This window comes from Flavobacteriales bacterium (assembly GCA_016699575.1).
Classification (GTDB): domain Bacteria; phylum Bacteroidota; class Bacteroidia; order Flavobacteriales_F; family PHOS-HE28; genus PHOS-HE28.
Window position 1 is genome coordinate 2,116,559 of sequence record CP064979.1, and the last position, 15,436, is coordinate 2,131,994.

Annotated in this window: 11 protein-coding genes; 7 read left to right on the forward strand and 4 right to left on the reverse strand. The window is 60.5% G+C overall.

The genetic code is table 11. The annotated features are described in order from the left end of the window. Nucleotides 1-97: 97 nt before the first annotated feature. The 7 genes from IPJ76_08650 (at nt 98) to IPJ76_08680 (ending at nt 10,703) form a co-directional block, all read left to right on the forward strand. Entirely contained in the window at nt 98-4,180 is a 4,083-nt protein-coding gene (locus IPJ76_08650; GenBank protein QQR88262.1) for a T9SS C-terminal target domain-containing protein, read from the forward strand. A 107-nt stretch (nt 4,181-4,287) separates the two neighbouring features. Further along, nucleotides 4,288-4,542, forward strand: coding sequence for a hypothetical protein (locus IPJ76_08655; protein ID QQR88263.1), 255 nt, complete (start codon nt 4,288-4,290; stop codon nt 4,540-4,542). A 282-nt stretch (nt 4,543-4,824) separates the two neighbouring features. Beyond that, a complete protein-coding gene (locus IPJ76_08660; protein QQR88264.1) occupies nt 4,825-6,372 on the forward strand; it encodes a sodium-dependent transporter in 1,548 nt (515 codons plus the stop codon). Beyond that, nucleotides 6,369-6,509, forward strand: a complete 141-nt coding sequence (locus tag IPJ76_08665; GenBank protein ID QQR88265.1) for a hypothetical protein — start codon at nt 6,369-6,371, stop codon at nt 6,507-6,509. The genes IPJ76_08660 and IPJ76_08665 overlap by 4 nt, the downstream gene beginning before the upstream one ends. A 1-nt stretch (nt 6,510) precedes the next feature. After that, entirely contained in the window at nt 6,511-7,773 is a 1,263-nt protein-coding gene (locus IPJ76_08670) for a NupC/NupG family nucleoside CNT transporter (GenBank protein QQR88266.1), read from the forward strand. 63 nt (nt 7,774-7,836) lie between these two features. Further along, nucleotides 7,837-8,370 (forward strand): CHAP domain-containing protein, encoded by a 534-nt coding sequence (locus IPJ76_08675; GenBank protein QQR88430.1) that lies wholly within the window; start codon nt 7,837-7,839, stop codon nt 8,368-8,370. A gap of 83 nt (nt 8,371-8,453) precedes the next feature. Beyond that, nucleotides 8,454-10,703, forward strand: a complete 2,250-nt coding sequence (locus tag IPJ76_08680; protein ID QQR88267.1) for a transglycosylase domain-containing protein — start codon at nt 8,454-8,456, stop codon at nt 10,701-10,703. A gap of 293 nt (nt 10,704-10,996) precedes the next feature. Here IPJ76_08680 and IPJ76_08685 read toward each other — a convergent pair whose 3' ends face one another. The 4 genes from IPJ76_08685 to IPJ76_08700 all read right to left on the reverse strand — a co-directional run bounded on the left by IPJ76_08685 (nt 10,997) and on the right by IPJ76_08700 (nt 15,405). Next, nucleotides 10,997-12,100 carry a DUF2911 domain-containing protein gene (locus tag IPJ76_08685; GenBank protein QQR88268.1) on the reverse strand — a complete coding sequence of 368 codons (1,104 nt, stop codon included), beginning with the start codon at nt 12,098-12,100 and terminating at the stop codon, nt 10,997-10,999. Nucleotides 12,101-12,247: 147 nt separating this feature from the next. After that, nucleotides 12,248-13,024, reverse strand: a complete 777-nt coding sequence (locus tag IPJ76_08690; protein ID QQR88269.1) for a response regulator transcription factor — start codon at nt 13,022-13,024, stop codon at nt 12,248-12,250. A 33-nt stretch (nt 13,025-13,057) separates the two neighbouring features. Further along, nucleotides 13,058-14,071 (reverse strand): histidine kinase, encoded by a 1,014-nt coding sequence (locus IPJ76_08695; protein QQR88270.1) that lies wholly within the window; start codon nt 14,069-14,071, stop codon nt 13,058-13,060. Nucleotides 14,072-14,598: 527 nt separating this feature from the next. Beyond that, nucleotides 14,599-15,405 carry a hypothetical protein gene (locus IPJ76_08700; GenBank protein QQR88271.1) on the reverse strand — a complete coding sequence of 269 codons (807 nt, stop codon included), beginning with the start codon at nt 15,403-15,405 and terminating at the stop codon, nt 14,599-14,601. Nucleotides 15,406-15,436 lie beyond the last annotated feature (31 nt).

The following is a 15,436-nucleotide window of genomic DNA, read 5'->3' on the forward strand; positions in this document are numbered from 1 at the left end:
TGGATCTTCATTGACCAAGGTTCCTGAGCCCGGCTCCGATCGGCCACCACCGGTGGGGCCGATGTACAACTTCCACCGGCGAACCGATACCAATTGAATGAAGCAGCTCCGCGCACCAGCCGGAACGCTTCATCTTGCCAACCTCCTGAACGTCCCCCGTTCATCGTTTTCCCTTCGGCTTTTCCTGCTCCTGTTCGTTCTCGACAGCTCGTCGACCGTCATCGCGGAGCACTTGCCACCAGGTGTTCAACCTGTGCCGCATGTTGCGCGCGCCGAGGGTTGTGCACCGGCCACCGGCAAGAGCGAGCTAGACCTGAACAACGTGCGTGCGCTGGTGGAGACCGGCGGCAACATGTGGCAGGACCGTGGTGCCGATAAACCCGGCTACGAAGTACCCAAGACCCATGACCGGTCAGGGCCGGATCCCATCTTCGCCGGGGCTCTCTGGCTGGGCGGGCGGTCGCCGGACAATGTGCTGAAGCTGGCCGCCGTGACCTATCGTGCCCAGGGCAACGACTTCTGGCCCGGCCCATTGACCACCAATGGCAATGCCAGCATCACGGGCGACCAGTGCAACACGTACGACGAGATATGGAAGACGCACCGCCTGGATGTTGAGCGCCATGTGGCCTACGAGCGGTGCAAGCGCGACCCCTTGTGCAACGAGGCGGTGGAATTCCCGGGCTACACCATGCCGCCCGTGTTCCTGGAGTGGCCCGCGCACGGCAATACGGCCCTCAACGAGAGCGAGTTCCTTGCGCCCTTCTTCGACTTGGATAGTGACGACCAGTACAACCCGGAGGATGGCGACGCACCGGGTTACAACCTGGACCCCATCGTTGAATGCAAGGGCATCAACCGCAACGATGCCGTGCCGCTGTTCGGCGATCAGAACCTCTGGTGGGTCTTCAATGACAACGGGAACCAGCACACCGAAACCGGTGGCCGCGCCATCGGCATGGAGGTGCGCGCACAAGCGTTCGCTTTCGCCACCAACGACGAGGTGAACAACATGACGTTCTACAACTACCAGCTCATCAACCAGGGAACGCAGACGTTGTTGAACACCTATTTCGGACAGTGGGTGGATGCCGACATCGGCTGTGCGAACGACGACTACGTGGGCTGCGATGTGCAGCGCGGCCTGGCCTATGCCTACAATGGCCAAGCGGTCGACGATGACTGCAACGGCAATCCGGGCTATGGCGAACAGCCGCCTGCTTTGGGCATCGATTTCTTCCAAGGACCTTATCAGGACCCCGATGGCGTGGACAATCCGTTGACCACGAACTATGCGGACGCTGTGGCCCAGGACGGGATCCCCTACGAAGGTCTCGGTGTCGGTTATGGCGACGGTATTGCGGACAATGAGCGTTACGGCATGCGCGCCTTCATCTACTACAACGGTGGCGGCGGTGGCCAGGGCGACCCCGAACTGGCCGTGGAGTACTACAACTACATGCAAGCACGCTGGTTGGACAATTCACCGATGCTCTACGGCGGAAGCGGTCATTTCTCGGACCCGGATGCCGATCCGAACACCCCCACTTCGTACATGTTCCCCGGGAACAGTGATCCCGTGGGATGGGCAACGGGCGGTGTCGTGCAGGATGCATGGACGGAGGAAGGCTCCGGCAACGAGGAGGACGATCGGCGGTTGTTCCAGAGCGCGGGCCCCTTCCGCCTCGACCCCGGCGCGGTGAACAACCTGACCGTGGGCGTGGTGTGGGCACGGGCGACCACCGGTGGTCCGTTCGCAAGCGTTGAACAGATGCGCGTGGCCGATGACAAAGCACAAGCGCTGTTCGACAACTGCTTCAAGCTCTTGGACGGCCCGGACGCGCCGCGGATCACCCACCAGGAACTGGACCGCGAAGTGATCCTCTTCCTGAGCAACCCAAGTGGCAACAACGTTGGGGAGGGCTACACGCAAGTGGATCCCATCATTCCGGACCACTACACGGTGAACGATACCGACACGGTGGTCACCGACCGCTTCTACCGGTTCCAAGGCTACCAGTTGTACCAAGTGAAGGACGCGACCGTGAGCGTGGACCAGTTGAACGACGTGAACGTGGCGCGACTGGTGTTCCAGAGCGATCGGGAAGACGGCCTAGACCAATTGATCAACTACATCAACAACGAGCAGATCGGCCTGCCCGTACCGACGGAAATGGTGAGCGGCTCTGATGACGGCATCCTGCACAGCGTGCGCATCACCGAGGACAAATTCGCGCAGGGGGATGTGCGCTTGGTGAATTTCAGGACGTACTACTTCATGGTCATCGCTTACGCGCACAATGAGTGGAAGCCTTACAACCCAGTGGAACGTTCCGGTCAGGCCTACCCTTACTTGGCGAGCCGCAGGGCCTTCAATGGCGCGGGCATCACGAGCATTGCGGTGGTGCCGCACAAGCCGGTGCCCGAAGCGTTCGGCACCGTGCAGCAGGCGCAGTACGGTGATGAACCGCCGATCACGCGTGTCGAGGGCCAGGGCCATGGCAACCTGCCGATCCTCATCGATGAGGGAACGGAACGCGCGATCATCAACGATCCGGATGGCCGGGTGGATGAACTCACGTACAAAGCGGGCATGGGCCCTGTGAGCGTGCGGGTCATCGACCCCCTGCGTGTTCCAGCAGCGGAGTTCGAACTGCGCTTCACGAACATGACCACGGACCATGTGCCCATAAGCGATTGGGTGCTCACCAACCTGTCCACGGGGGAAACGGTGACAAGCCAACGCAGCATCGCCGTCGCCGAAGACCAGCTGATCCCGCAATGGGGCTTGAGCGTAATGATCGAACAGAGCACATGGGACACGGTGTACTTCCAGCAGGACAACTTCGTTGGGCTTGAGAAGGAGGTGAACATCCGCGCGTTGCAAGGCGAGCTATCATTCGAAGACACGGACAAGGACTGGCTCACGGGCGTGGTGGACGAGGACGGTCCTGTGCCGTTCAACTGGATCCGCGGGGGTATAGAGTGGAACACGGATTCCGGGGGCTACGATCGGTATGACGACCGCCCGGGCTTCGACATGGATGAAGCGTACGAGCAGTTGCTGGGTGGCACATGGGCGCCCTTCGCGCTGGCCGGTGAAGAAGAGTTCCACCCCATTAGCAAGGACGTGCTCGATGACGTGAAGAACGGCTTCGACCTGCGGACGCTGCCCGATGTGGTGGTGGTCTTCACCCCGGACCGTGACAAGTGGAGCCGGTGCCCGGTGCTGGAGATGCAGGACAATCCACTGCTTGCCGATACTGCACCGAAGCTCTGGTTGCGCAATGATCCCAGTGTGGACAAGAACGGCGACCCGGACGGCACGGGTACGGGCATGGGCTGGTTCCCGGGTTATGCCATCGACCTTGGCACGGGCGAGCGGCTGAACATCGGTTTCGGCGAAGACAGTCATTTGGTGGGCGAGAACGGGAACGACATGAAGTGGAACCCGACGGCACGACTGGCCACCAACCTGGGTGCGCCCGTTATCGGCGGGCAACATTGGGTTTTCGTATGGCGCAACGAACGGCGCACCGATGCCAATGCCAACAGGGTCCCACAGTACGATGGTGGCGAATACATCCGTCAAGGTTTGCAGTCGGGCACTTTCCTCGGGCGCCAGCGGGTATGGAACGCGATAGCCTGGGTGGGCAGCACCATGCTGGCCGAAGGGCACACGCTCTTGGAATGCGAGGCACGGGTGCGGCTGAACGTTGCGAGACCTTATGAGCCGTACGTGCAGCCTTTTGCGTCGTACGAACCGGCCATTGACCCACAGCTGAACGATGGGCTGCCGCTGTACCGGTTCAGCACGCAGGGCCTCGCCGTGCAGACCATGCAGCAGCCGGTAGCGGAGGAAGCGTTGGACATCATCGGCGTGGTGCCCAATCCGTACTACGCGTTCAGCGGCTACGAAACGGACCGCTTGGACAATCGCATCAAGTTCATCAACCTCCCGCAGCGGTGCAGTATCAGCATCTACAGCGTCAGCGGCACGCTCATCCGCAGGTTGAACAAGGACAATGGGCTTACATACATGGACTGGGACCTGCTCAATGCATCGAGCGTTCCCATAGCGGGAGGAACCTACCTGTGCCATGTGGAGGCCCCGGGCCTTGGCGAGCGGGTCCTGAAATGGTTCGGGGTGATGAGGCCCGTGGACCTGCAGAGCTTCTGAACCAAGAGGCCCGGCCATCGGCCGGGCCTCTTGGTTTCCTGCGACCGGTCCTGCTGTAACCAAGGTCGGGCGGGCGCCGTAGAAAGCCTGCACCAACGACCATCGTCATGGAACGCAACGCACCCACGGGTCTCAGTTTCGAGCAGCATGGCGACGTGCTCATGCTGCGCTACAAGCCCAACAGCGGCGAGGCCTTGTTCGACATCTGTGATCGTGCCGGGCACATCCTCAAGAGCGGTGGCATCACCGGCTTGGAGACGCGCATCCGCATTGCTGAGCTGATGGGAGAAGAGCTCTACGTAATGGTGCTGGACGGCGACAACAGCACGGTGCAGCAGTTGAGCTTGAGCAAGGCGTCCTAGGGACAAAGAAGCAGCGGAGCCGCGATAGGATGCGCTTAATCCTATCGCGGCTCCGGCGTTTTCCACCGTTCATGCAACGATTCATGCCGCTACTAGGCTAAAAGATGAAGCAAGGCGCGCTGCGCCCAAAGGCGCGATTCTTTGTGCAGTAGGAGAGTTGGTTGGGTTGGCGTCAAGGCCTAGGTTGGAACCAGGGCTTTGCTCTTCTCCACCGTCGCGCGATCACTTCTTGTCGTGCCGAATGCCCACCTCGGCTACATTGCCCGCACCTAACCGTTCGGCATGTCAAAAAATGTGGAGTCCTGGGGCTCGCGCGTGGGCCTCATCCTGGCCATGGCAGGTAATGCCGTGGGCTTGGGAAACTTCCTGCGCTTTCCGGTTCAGGCCATCCAGAACGGTGGCGGCGCTTTCATCATTCCGTATCTGGTTTGCTTTCTATTGATGGGCATACCGCTGCTTTGGGTGGAGTGGAGCATGGGACGCTTTGGCGGCCGCAAAGGGAACCACAGCACGCCCTTCATCCTGCACGAAATGGACCCCAAGCGGGCCCTTTGGAAGTACATCGGTGTGTTCGGCATCTTCACGAACATCGCCGTTGCAGCCTACTACTGTTATTTGGAGAGTTGGACATTGAGCTACCTGTGGCACAGCATCGCCGGCACGTTCAATGGTCAAACCGCCGAGCAAGTGGCGGGCTTCTTCGGTAACTACGTGGACATCAACACATCCATGACGGGGATCCCCTACGAACCTATCGTGTTCTGGGTCGTCTGCTTGGTGCTCAATACCTGGATCTTGGCGCAAGGTCTTAGCGGTGGTGTTGAGAAGGTGGCGAAAGTCGGAATGCCTTTGCTGATCCTGTTCGGCATCATCCTCGCCTTTCAGGGCATCACCCTCAAAGCCGGTGAGCATGGGGCAGTGAACGACGGTACCATGGGCCTCAACTTCCTATGGACCCCCGATTACAGCAGCATATGGAGCGGCAAGGTGTGGTTGGCGGCCGCGGGCCAGATCTTCTTCACCCTCAGCGTGGGCATGGGCAGCATACAGTGCTATGCGAGCTACGTTAAGAAGAAGGACGACATAGCGCTGAACGCGATGAGCGCAGGTTGGATGAACGAGTTCGTGGAAGTGGTGCTCGGCGCCAGCATCATCATACCCATCAGCATCGGTTATCTCGGCATTGATAAGGTGGTGGAGATGACCCGGAGCGGCGGTCTAGGGCTTGGCTTCAAGACGCTGCCCTACCTCTTTACGCAGTGGGGCCCGACCTTGGCATTGGTGGCCGGCGTTTGCTGGTTCGGTTTGCTGTTCTTCGCGGGCATCACCAGTTCGCTGGCCATGGGAACACCCGTAATGGGTTTCTTGAAAGACGAATTCGGGTGGAAGCATAAACCGGCGGCATGGTTCTTCGGGCTCATCATTTTGGTTCTCGGCCTGCCGTGCGTGCTGTATTTCAAGGAGGGTGTGTTCGATGAGTACGACTATTGGGCGGGCACGGTGGGATTGGTGGTGTTCGCGCTTTTCGAGATCATCCTCTTCGCCTGGATCTTCGGAATGGACAAAGGCTGGAAGGAGATCAATGCGGGCGCCGACATCAAGGTGCCAGTGGTCTTCAAGTACATCATCATGTTCGTGACCCCCTTCTTCATTGCTGTCGTGTTCCTGGGCTCGTTGCCGGGCATTTGGGACAAGATCACCGCCGCCGGCCTGCCTTGGCAGGTACATGGTGCACGGATACTCCTGCTGCTCATGTTCCTCACCATTGCGTGGTTCGTGCGCGTGGCGTACCTGAAGCGCAAGGCCAACTTGAAAGCCCGGGCAAAATGAACACCGAAGCACTTGTCCTGATGATCGTTGCGATGGGCACGGTCATCTCACTTACCGGCTACTTCTTCTACCGCGTGCTCACGGCCAAACCGAAGCCCGAGCCCGACAGCTACACCGACGACGACAACGACGAGTAGCATGGAGCGTTTCACCGGTCTCATCGGCGTGGCCCTCATCCTGGGCCTTGCCTTCCTGGCCAGCAACAATCGCAAACGCATCAACTACCGTTTGGTGCTTAGCGGCATCGGATTGCAGGTGCTCATTGCGGTGCTCATTTTCAAGGTGGACATCGTGAAGCGTGCGTTCCAATGGCTCGGTCGGCGCATGGGCGATGTGGAGCATGCGGCCCGCAAAGGCGCTGAGTTCGTGTGGGGCGGCATCGGAGTGGACCATTTCGACGGAACCATCGGCACGTTCATGCAAGGCGGTTTCATTTTCGCGTTCAACATCACCGCCACCATCATTCTCGTTTGCGTGCTGGTAGCCATCCTCTACCACCTCAAGGTGATGCAGTTCATCGTGGGCGTCGTGGCCAAGGCGATGAACTTCGTGATGCGTGTGAGCGGTGCGGAAGCGCTGAGCAATGTGGCCAGTGCGTTCGTCGGACAGGTCGAGGCGCAGGTGATGATCCGGCCCTATCTGGCAGGCATGACGAAGAGTGAGTTGCTCGCAAGCATGACAGGTTCACTGGCCTGTATCGCTGGAGGTATCCTTATCGTTTACGTGGGCATGGGCGAGCGCGCCGGTATGGACCTCGCCGCCAACCTCATTGCCGCCAGTCTGATGGCAGCGCCCGGGGCCTTGGTCATCAGCAAGATCGTGTGGCCGGAGACGGAAGAGAGCCAGACCATGGGCAGCGTGAAGCTTGAGGTGAAGAGCAACTATGTGAACGTGATCGACGCCATCGGCCATGGCGCCGGGGACGGCTTCAAGATCGCCATGAACGTGATCGCCATGCTCATCGGCTTCATTTCGCTCATTGCCCTCATCAATTACCTGATGACGACCATCGGTCACGCGTGCGGGCTCGACTTCGCACTCACCCTCGATTGGGTCTTCGGAAAGCTGTTCACCCCGCTGGCCTGGACCATGGGCGTGCCTTCCGAGGACCTCACCAGTGTGGCCACGCTGCTCGGTGAGAAGCTCACAGTGAACGAGTTCCTCGCCTTCCAGCACCTGAGCGACGGCACACAGAAAGTCGTCACGGAAAAGGGCTTGCTGATCGTGAGCATCGCCATCTGCGGCTTCGCCAACTTCAGCAGTGTGGGCATGCAGATCGGTGGTATTGGTGAGCTGGCGCCCACCCGCCGTGCCGACCTGGCCAAGCTCGGTTTGAAGGCGCTCTTCTGCGGTACCCTGGCCAGTTACATGAGCGCGACGCTGGCGGGTATCCTCATGTGACGAAGCCATACGGTGAACTGGCGCTGGAAGACCCTGTTCCTGTTGAGCGCCATCGTGCTCGCCATGGTCGTTTGGAACCAGTACCACCCGCTGTTCCCTGAGCGCACCCCGATCGCGATCGGCGCACCCCTCGACTCGCTCGATGGCGTTGTCGTGCATCACAACGGGGGCATGGGCAATGTGAGCAGCCGCAACGTTGTGGACGGCTACAACGTGGGACTGCGCTACCAGTGCGTGGAGTTCGTGAAGCGCTACTACCTGGAGCGCTACAACCACCGAATGCCGAACAGCTTTGGCCACGCGAAGGACTTTTTCGATACGGCGGTGGCCGATGGCGCACTGAACACGGCGCGCGGTCTGTTGCAGTTCCGCAACAACAGTGCGTCGAAACCGCAGCCCGGTGACCTGCTGGTGCTCGATGGTTGGAAGGGGAACCCGTACGGGCACGTGGCGATCGTCAGCAGTGTCGAGGACGGCGAGGTGGAGATCGTTCAACAGAATTGTGGGACCACGCGGGAAGCGATCGTTCTTGAAATGCACGACGGCAAATGGCGCCTGGACAGTCGTAGGGCGCTTGGTTGGTTGAGAATGCCGTGAAAGAAGAGGTGCCGTAACCCCTGCAATGGTCCTTTGATCATGTTGCTTCGCGTCCTGTCCGCGTTCCAGGTGGGCAACGAGCAATGGCGAAGCGGAAGAGCGGCAAGGGAAAGAGCGGCAAGCGGATCTGGATCAAGTGGCTCCTGATCCTGCTGTTGGGTATTGTACTGGCTTTCGTCGTGCTGCTGCTCATGGTGCGCGGTGGCGCGTTCGGCAAGCTGCCGAGCAAGGAGGAGCTGGCGGCCGTTCGCAACGAAGAGGCCACGTTGGTGCTGGCCATGGACGGCTCCATCATTGGGAAGATCTTCGCCGAGGACCGGACCAACATCCCGTACACCGACCTGCCGCAACACCTCATCGATGCACTGGTAGCCACCGAGGACCAGCGGTTCTTCGATCACAAGGGCGTTGACGGCCGTAGCTATGTGCGAGTGTTCTTCCGCACGTTGCTCGGTGGCGATGAGAGCGGTGGCGGTGGAAGCACCATCAGCCAACAGATCATCAAGAACCTTTACGGTCGCCAGCGCCACGGCATGCTCACCGTACCGGTGAACAAGATGAAGGAGGCCATTGTGGCCACGCGCTTGGAGGAGGTGTACACGAAGGAGGACGTGCTTCTGTTGTACTTGAACTCAGTGCCGTTCGGCGAGAACGTGTACGGCGTGGAAAGCGCAGCGCGCCGTTTCTTCAGCAAGTCAGCTAAGCAGTTGCGTGCCGAAGAGGCTGCCGTGCTCGTAGGCATGCTCAAGGCCAACACGACCTACAACCCGCGGATCAACCCCGGGAATGCACGCGGACGCCGCGACCAAGTGCTGGAGCTCATGGCCCGGCGGGGTTATCTGAACGCGGCGCAGAAGGACAGCTTGCGTGCGCTACCGCTCACATTGCGGTATTCCGGCAACGATGCCTTCGACGACTTCGGTTACTTCACCCACCGCGTAAAGGGCGAAGCCGAGAAGCGCTTGGCGGAAGTCGCGAAGAAGACGGGCACTGCGTACGACCTCGAGAAAGACGGCCTGCGGATCCACACCACGTTGGACCCCGGGCTGCAACGGCTGGCGCTGCTGGCCGCTGAGGAACAGTTGAGCGCCATGCAGCCGAAGCTCGACCGCGAGCTGAAAAGCCGCAATGCGCGCAAGGCATGGGAGAAACGAATGCAGAAGAAGGGCGGCCGCGCGTGGAAGAACGATGATCGGAAAGTGCGGCAGGTGTTCACTTGGGACGATGCGCCCGCCGATACGATCAGTTATCGCGACAGCCTCTGGCACTATGAGCGGTTGCTGAACGCCGCCGTGCTGATGTTGGAGCCTAGCACTGGGAACGTGCGCGCATGGGTGGGCGGCAACGACCATCGCTATCTGCCCTACGACCAGGTGACGGGCGAGCGCCCCATTGCCAGTGCGATCAAGCCGGTGATCTATTCGGCCGCCTTGGAGCGCGGCCTGCAACCCTGCGACTACTTCAACAACGAGGTGCGCACCTACACGGAGTACGACTGGACGCCGCGCAACTACGACCGGGATACCACCGGCGGCCGTGTGGCCATGTGGCAGGCGCTGTCCAAGAGCATGAACATCCCGACGGTTGACTTGTACTTCCGCACGGGACAGGACACCATCGGCAACACATTGAAGGCACTCGGTCTTCCTTGGCGCGATATGGACAAGCCGGCCATCTCATTGGGTGCGCTCGATGTATCGCTGCAACAGATCGTGAGGGCCTACGGTGCGTTCGCCATGCGGGGGACCAAAGTGGAACCACGCATGATCGAGAAGATCACCGACGCCGAAGGCAAGGTGCTCTACAAAGCGCCGAACACAAAGAGCAGCACGGCCGTGCAAGCGGCAACTGCGGCGGCCATCACCGCCATGCTGCAACGCGCGGTGGACAGTGGCACCGGGGCTGCTCTGCGTTCACGCTACGGTGTCACGGTGCCGCTCGCGGGCAAGACGGGCACTTCGCAGGAGAACAGCGACGCGTGGTTCATCGGCTACACGCCGGGACTTGTCGTGGGCACTTGGGTGGGCGCGCGCGATCCGAAGATCCACTTCAACAGCGGCCTCGGCACCGGCTCACAACTGGCGCTGCCCATTGCCGGCCAGGTGTTCGCGGGCATCCAGCGAGCACCGGACTTGCGCAAGCGCTATATCCGTCCGCTCGATTGGGTGCAGGAGTACGACATCGACCTCGATTGCCCGGGATGGCGCGACCCTAGCGCGTTGGAAGAGCTCATCGAACAGGTGTTCAAGAAGAAAGAGACCGACTACACGACACTGCCCGACAGTGTGGAGCGGAAGCCGGGGTTGTTCGAGAGGATCTTCAAGAGGAAGTGAACTCAGCCGATGGCTGTTGGCTTTTGGCTCTTAGCTCAGTTGTGCAAGGGGAGCGGTTGAGGCGCTTGGCTCGCATTCAGGTTGTTTGCCGTTTGCCGTTGGCTGTTAGCTCTGCTGTGCAAGGGGAGCGGTTCAGGGGCTCGGTTCGCGCCCAAGTTGATTCACGATGGTTGTTGGCTTTTGGCCGTTAGCTCTGCTGTGCTAAGGGTGAGGTAGCCACACATCGCGGGATCGCAGCAACCTGGTGCGAAGCGCCGACGGAGCCAATGGCCAACAGCCAACGGATACCAGCATCAAGAATTGGTCGCCTTCTCCCAAGCACTTGTGTCCACGCCGAGCTTCTTGAGGCACTTGACCGAATTGGCTTTCACGTTCTCGGGCGGGTTCATGCTCAGCGATTTCTTGAAGGCTTTGATGGCGAGGTCGTTCTGGCCGTTCATCATGTAGCCTTCGCCCAGACTGTCGTGCACGTTGGGGTCTTTGGGGTGGCGCTTGGCGTTCTGCTCGAAGATCTTGACGGCTTCGGCAAGGCGGCCTTGGTTCACGAGCTGGTAGCCGTACGCGTTCATGTCGGCGTTGCTCGCGTTCTCCAGCATCTTCTTGCGGAAGACCTCGGCTTCTCCGGTCTTGCCCGCGGCCGTCAGCAGGTCGGCTTTCAGGCTCTGGTTCTCGAAATTGGGCTGGCGTGCAATGCTGCGATCCACCCAGGCCATGGCCTTCTCGGGGGCGATCTTCTCCATGTGGCAGTAGTGCGCCGCTTCGTACCAGGCTTCCCAGCCAAAGGCGGTGAGCCCCTGCAGCTGGTCGTTCATGCTGGCGAGGATGATCCCATGCACGTCGACGCCGATCTTGATGGGCACTTCCACGTCGGCCCAGCGCATCGTGAGCGTGGCGCCGTCCTTCACCACATTGGCGAAGTCGTAGGTGACCTGTTCCGTTATGGCGCAGGGTCGTGGTTTCACGGTGGCGCGCGCCGCGTCGTTGGCTTCCTTGTAGAAGAAGGAGCCCCAAGCGTTGTGGTCCTTGCTGATGATGATGGTCCAATCGCCCTTGGTGGGGATCATGTGCAGGCCGTATGTGCCCGCCGGGATCTGCTTGCCTTCCACGGTGATGGCGTCGGTGCAAGTGAGGGTGGTGTTCTCGTTGGCTCCTGCGCGCCAGATGCCATCGTAGGGCACCACGACCTGTCCCGCCTCAGCGGGATCGCCCCAGATGGTGCGGCCCTTGGCGCTGGGCCGGCTATAGTTCACCGTGATGTCGGTGGTGCCGATCCGTTGCGTCACCTGCGCGGCTTGGCTTTCCCGTGGAAGGTCGAGCTGGGAGTACTGTGCTTTGATGCGGAAGGGCCACGCCGCGAAGACGATGGCCGTGCCGATGATGAGGGTGGAGGTACGCATGGCAACAAGGGTTGGGTACGAAAGCTAGTGGCAGTGTGTGGCCGTGTCTTGCCCGAGTTGATGGATGGTGGGGGATGGGGTGGGCGAAGCTTCAAGCTCCAAGGCTAAAGCTTCAATGAGGCGGCTGTTTGCGAGCGCGGGAGGGAGTCAGGCGTTCAGCTCCGTGAGCGCCTTGCTGATGTGCTCCTTGTAGCTGCGTCCGCTCACGATGCGCTCGCCGTTGTTCATGCTGAAAATGAACTCGTTGTTGCCGCTGTAACGGTGGCTGCGCACGTGGGCCATGTTGATGATGTAGCTGCGGTGGATGCGCAGGAAGCGGCTCGGGTCCAACTCGGTCTCCACGGCGTTCATCGTCATGCGGTAGAGGTGGTGCTTGTCCTTCAGTTGCAGGTGCAGGTAGTTGCCCTCGGCGCGCATGAACACCAGGTCGTCCACGCCCACGCGCCACTCGCGGCCACGCTCCCGGATGACGATGGTCTCCGTGTATTCGCTGTTGGCATGCATGTGCTCGCGCATCAGGTCCATGAGCTTGCCGGTGAGCTTGCTGCTGAAACGCATGTCCATCCACTTCTTGGCCTTGCTCAGCGAGGCATGGAAGCGGTCGTCGTCGTAGGGTTTCAGCAGGAAGTCAACGGCGTTCACGTCAAAGGCTTTCAGTGCGTACTGGTCGTGCGCGGTGACGAACACCACGAAGGGCATGCGCTCCTTGCCCAGTTGCTGCACCACCTCGAAGCCGTTCACTTGCGGCATTTGCACATCGAGGAACATGAGATCCGGCTTGTGCTTGTTCACGGCCTCGATGGCTTCGCTGCCGTTGCGGCATTCGGCCACCAGCTCGATCTCGGGGTCCTGTTGCAGCAGGCGGGCCACGCGGGCGCGGGCCACGGGTTCATCGTCGGCGATGATGGTGCGGATGTGTTTCATGGGAGCAGGTTCCTTGGGTTGGACGTTTTCGGGCTAATGCCCTGCAGGTTCGTAGGGGATGATGATGGTGACGTGGAAGCCTTTGCCACCGGGAGAGGACACTTCAATGGTGCCGCTCTCGCCGTAGATCAATTGCAGGCGATCGCGCACGTTGCGCAGGCCGATGCCTCCGGTTTCCATCGCCTCATGGACGCCTTGACATCCTTTGCCGTTGTCCTTTACACGAAGCGTCAACCATTCGTCACTCCGTTCGGCCTCGATAGCGATCTCCACGGCGCCGCTCATGCTGTCCGGCCCGTGTTTCACGCTGTTCTCCACCAAGGGTTGAAGGATGAGCGAGGGCACCAGTGCATTGCGCAAATCGTCGGGCACGGCGTAGCGCACTTGCAACCGGTCCTGGAAACGCACCGATTCGATACCCAGGTAGTTGCCGATGTAGTCGATCTCCTTTCCGAGCGTTGTGCGCTCGCGCTTGGTGTTGTCCAGCGTAACGCGCAGCAGCTGGCCCAGGCGGCTGAGCACCTTTCGCGCCCCGTTCACATCGGTGTCCATGAGGGCGCTCACTGTGTTGAGCGTGTTGAAGAGGAAGTGCGGCTGCAACTGCTTGCGCAACGCGTTGAGCTGTGCGCCTTGCAGCTCGGCAGCGAGCTGGGCGAGTTCGGTTTGTTTGGCCAGCACGGCTTGGTACTGCACAACGGCGCCAAGGACACCGATGAGCACCCAGAACTCCATGAAGCGGCCCACGAGCGCGGGTGGCAGCGCCTTCAGCGCCCACATCATGTACTCCTGGTTGAAGAAGAAGATATCCTGGGTCCAGAGGATGCTGTAATACATCATGCTGGTGGTTACTTCGTGCAGGGTGCCCAGCAAGAGGCCGATAAGCGATAGGATGGCAATGTGCCTCCACATGGGCCTTGCGGTGAGCGGCCATGCCAGGAGTGCCCTGTACACCAGCGGCAGCAGCAGCGCCCAGAAGAGGTAGTTGAGATAGGGGACGGGTGCCTCGCGCCACCAGCTGAACGGCTCGGCCTTTTCGGGGTCCTCCATGATGAGGTTGCTCTTTAGCCAAGCCTGAAGCAAGAACAGGGTCGCTAGGCCAAAGGCGATCAACCATGCGGTGCGGAAGCGGAAGGGGAGTCCTCGGAAGTATGCCATCGTTCAGTCCATCAACGGAACAGTCCCGAGGTTGTCGGGACTGCCCTGGCCGGTCGGCTTGTTGCGCTATGAAACCTCGGAAACCCTGGATCCATTGATCCGCCCGGCCAGCACGAAACTAGCGCGACCCCCAGCGGATGTGGGACTAACGGTGACGAACGGCGACGGCGGTGATGGAACGGTCAGACGTGTAAATGAGGAGAGAAGAACCGCAACCGCGCGACGAACGCAACGGCTGCACCACACAAACTGCTCGGTTCCTATCGCAATGCCACCACGGGTCCCAAGGGAACGATGGGCCGTCGCATCAACATCGTTGCGTCCGTTGCGTCGTTGCGGTGGCAAATGACGAGCCCCGCCTCGTTCCAAGAAGGCAGGGCCCGCCACTTCAAGCCCCTGTTGGGGTTTGGCAGAGAACGCTACTGGCCGTTGAAGTAGTACGTGTTGCCGTTCACCGTTACGCTGATGTCGTCATCACAACTGCCGCTGCCGAAGTTCACGGTGCGCGGCGAGAGGTTCTGCGGGGTGATGGTGACCTGGCCGCTGACGATGTATGGACACCCGATCTCGATGCGCAGCGCTTGGTCGATGTTCAGCGTATAGGGCACATTGTTGCGGTTGGTGCCGTTGCCCGTGCCAGTGATGAGGTACACATCGTCGTACGGCGTTCCAGTGCCTTCACCGGCCACCCACGTGCGCACGCGGCTCGCGTTGTGCGTGCTGGTCCATTGGTTGTTGGGCGCAGTGATAGTGCCGGCCACTTCCACCGTGAAGTAGGTGTTGCCATTGGTGTCAGCTCCCATGTTGGTCACCGTCTTCGTGCCTTGCACGCGGTAGTCGTTCACGTAATAGTCCTGCGGTGTGATGGTGATGACGGTGCCGGGATCACTGTAGCCACCGGTGAAGGTGACCATGAGGCTGCCGCGGCGGTAACGGCCATCGGTGCCCTGGCAGTTGGTGGGACCGAAGTCGATGAACATGGTGTGCGGGTTGGCGTTCAGGTCGATGATCACCGTGTCGACACAGCCATCGAGCATGGCGCGTATGCCACCGTCGCTGGCCGCATCGTCGGTCTGCTTCAACGCGTCGTTGAAGAGGGCCTCGCCGAAGCTGTTGTCGATGGCACTGGTGTAATCGCTGTCCACAGGGTCTTTGTCCTCTTTGCGGCAGGCTGCCAGGGCGAGGAGCGCCGATGCGGTTATGGCAATGAGCTTGTTGGTGTGCATGATGGGGTTGATTGCGTGTTCCGGCCTTCTG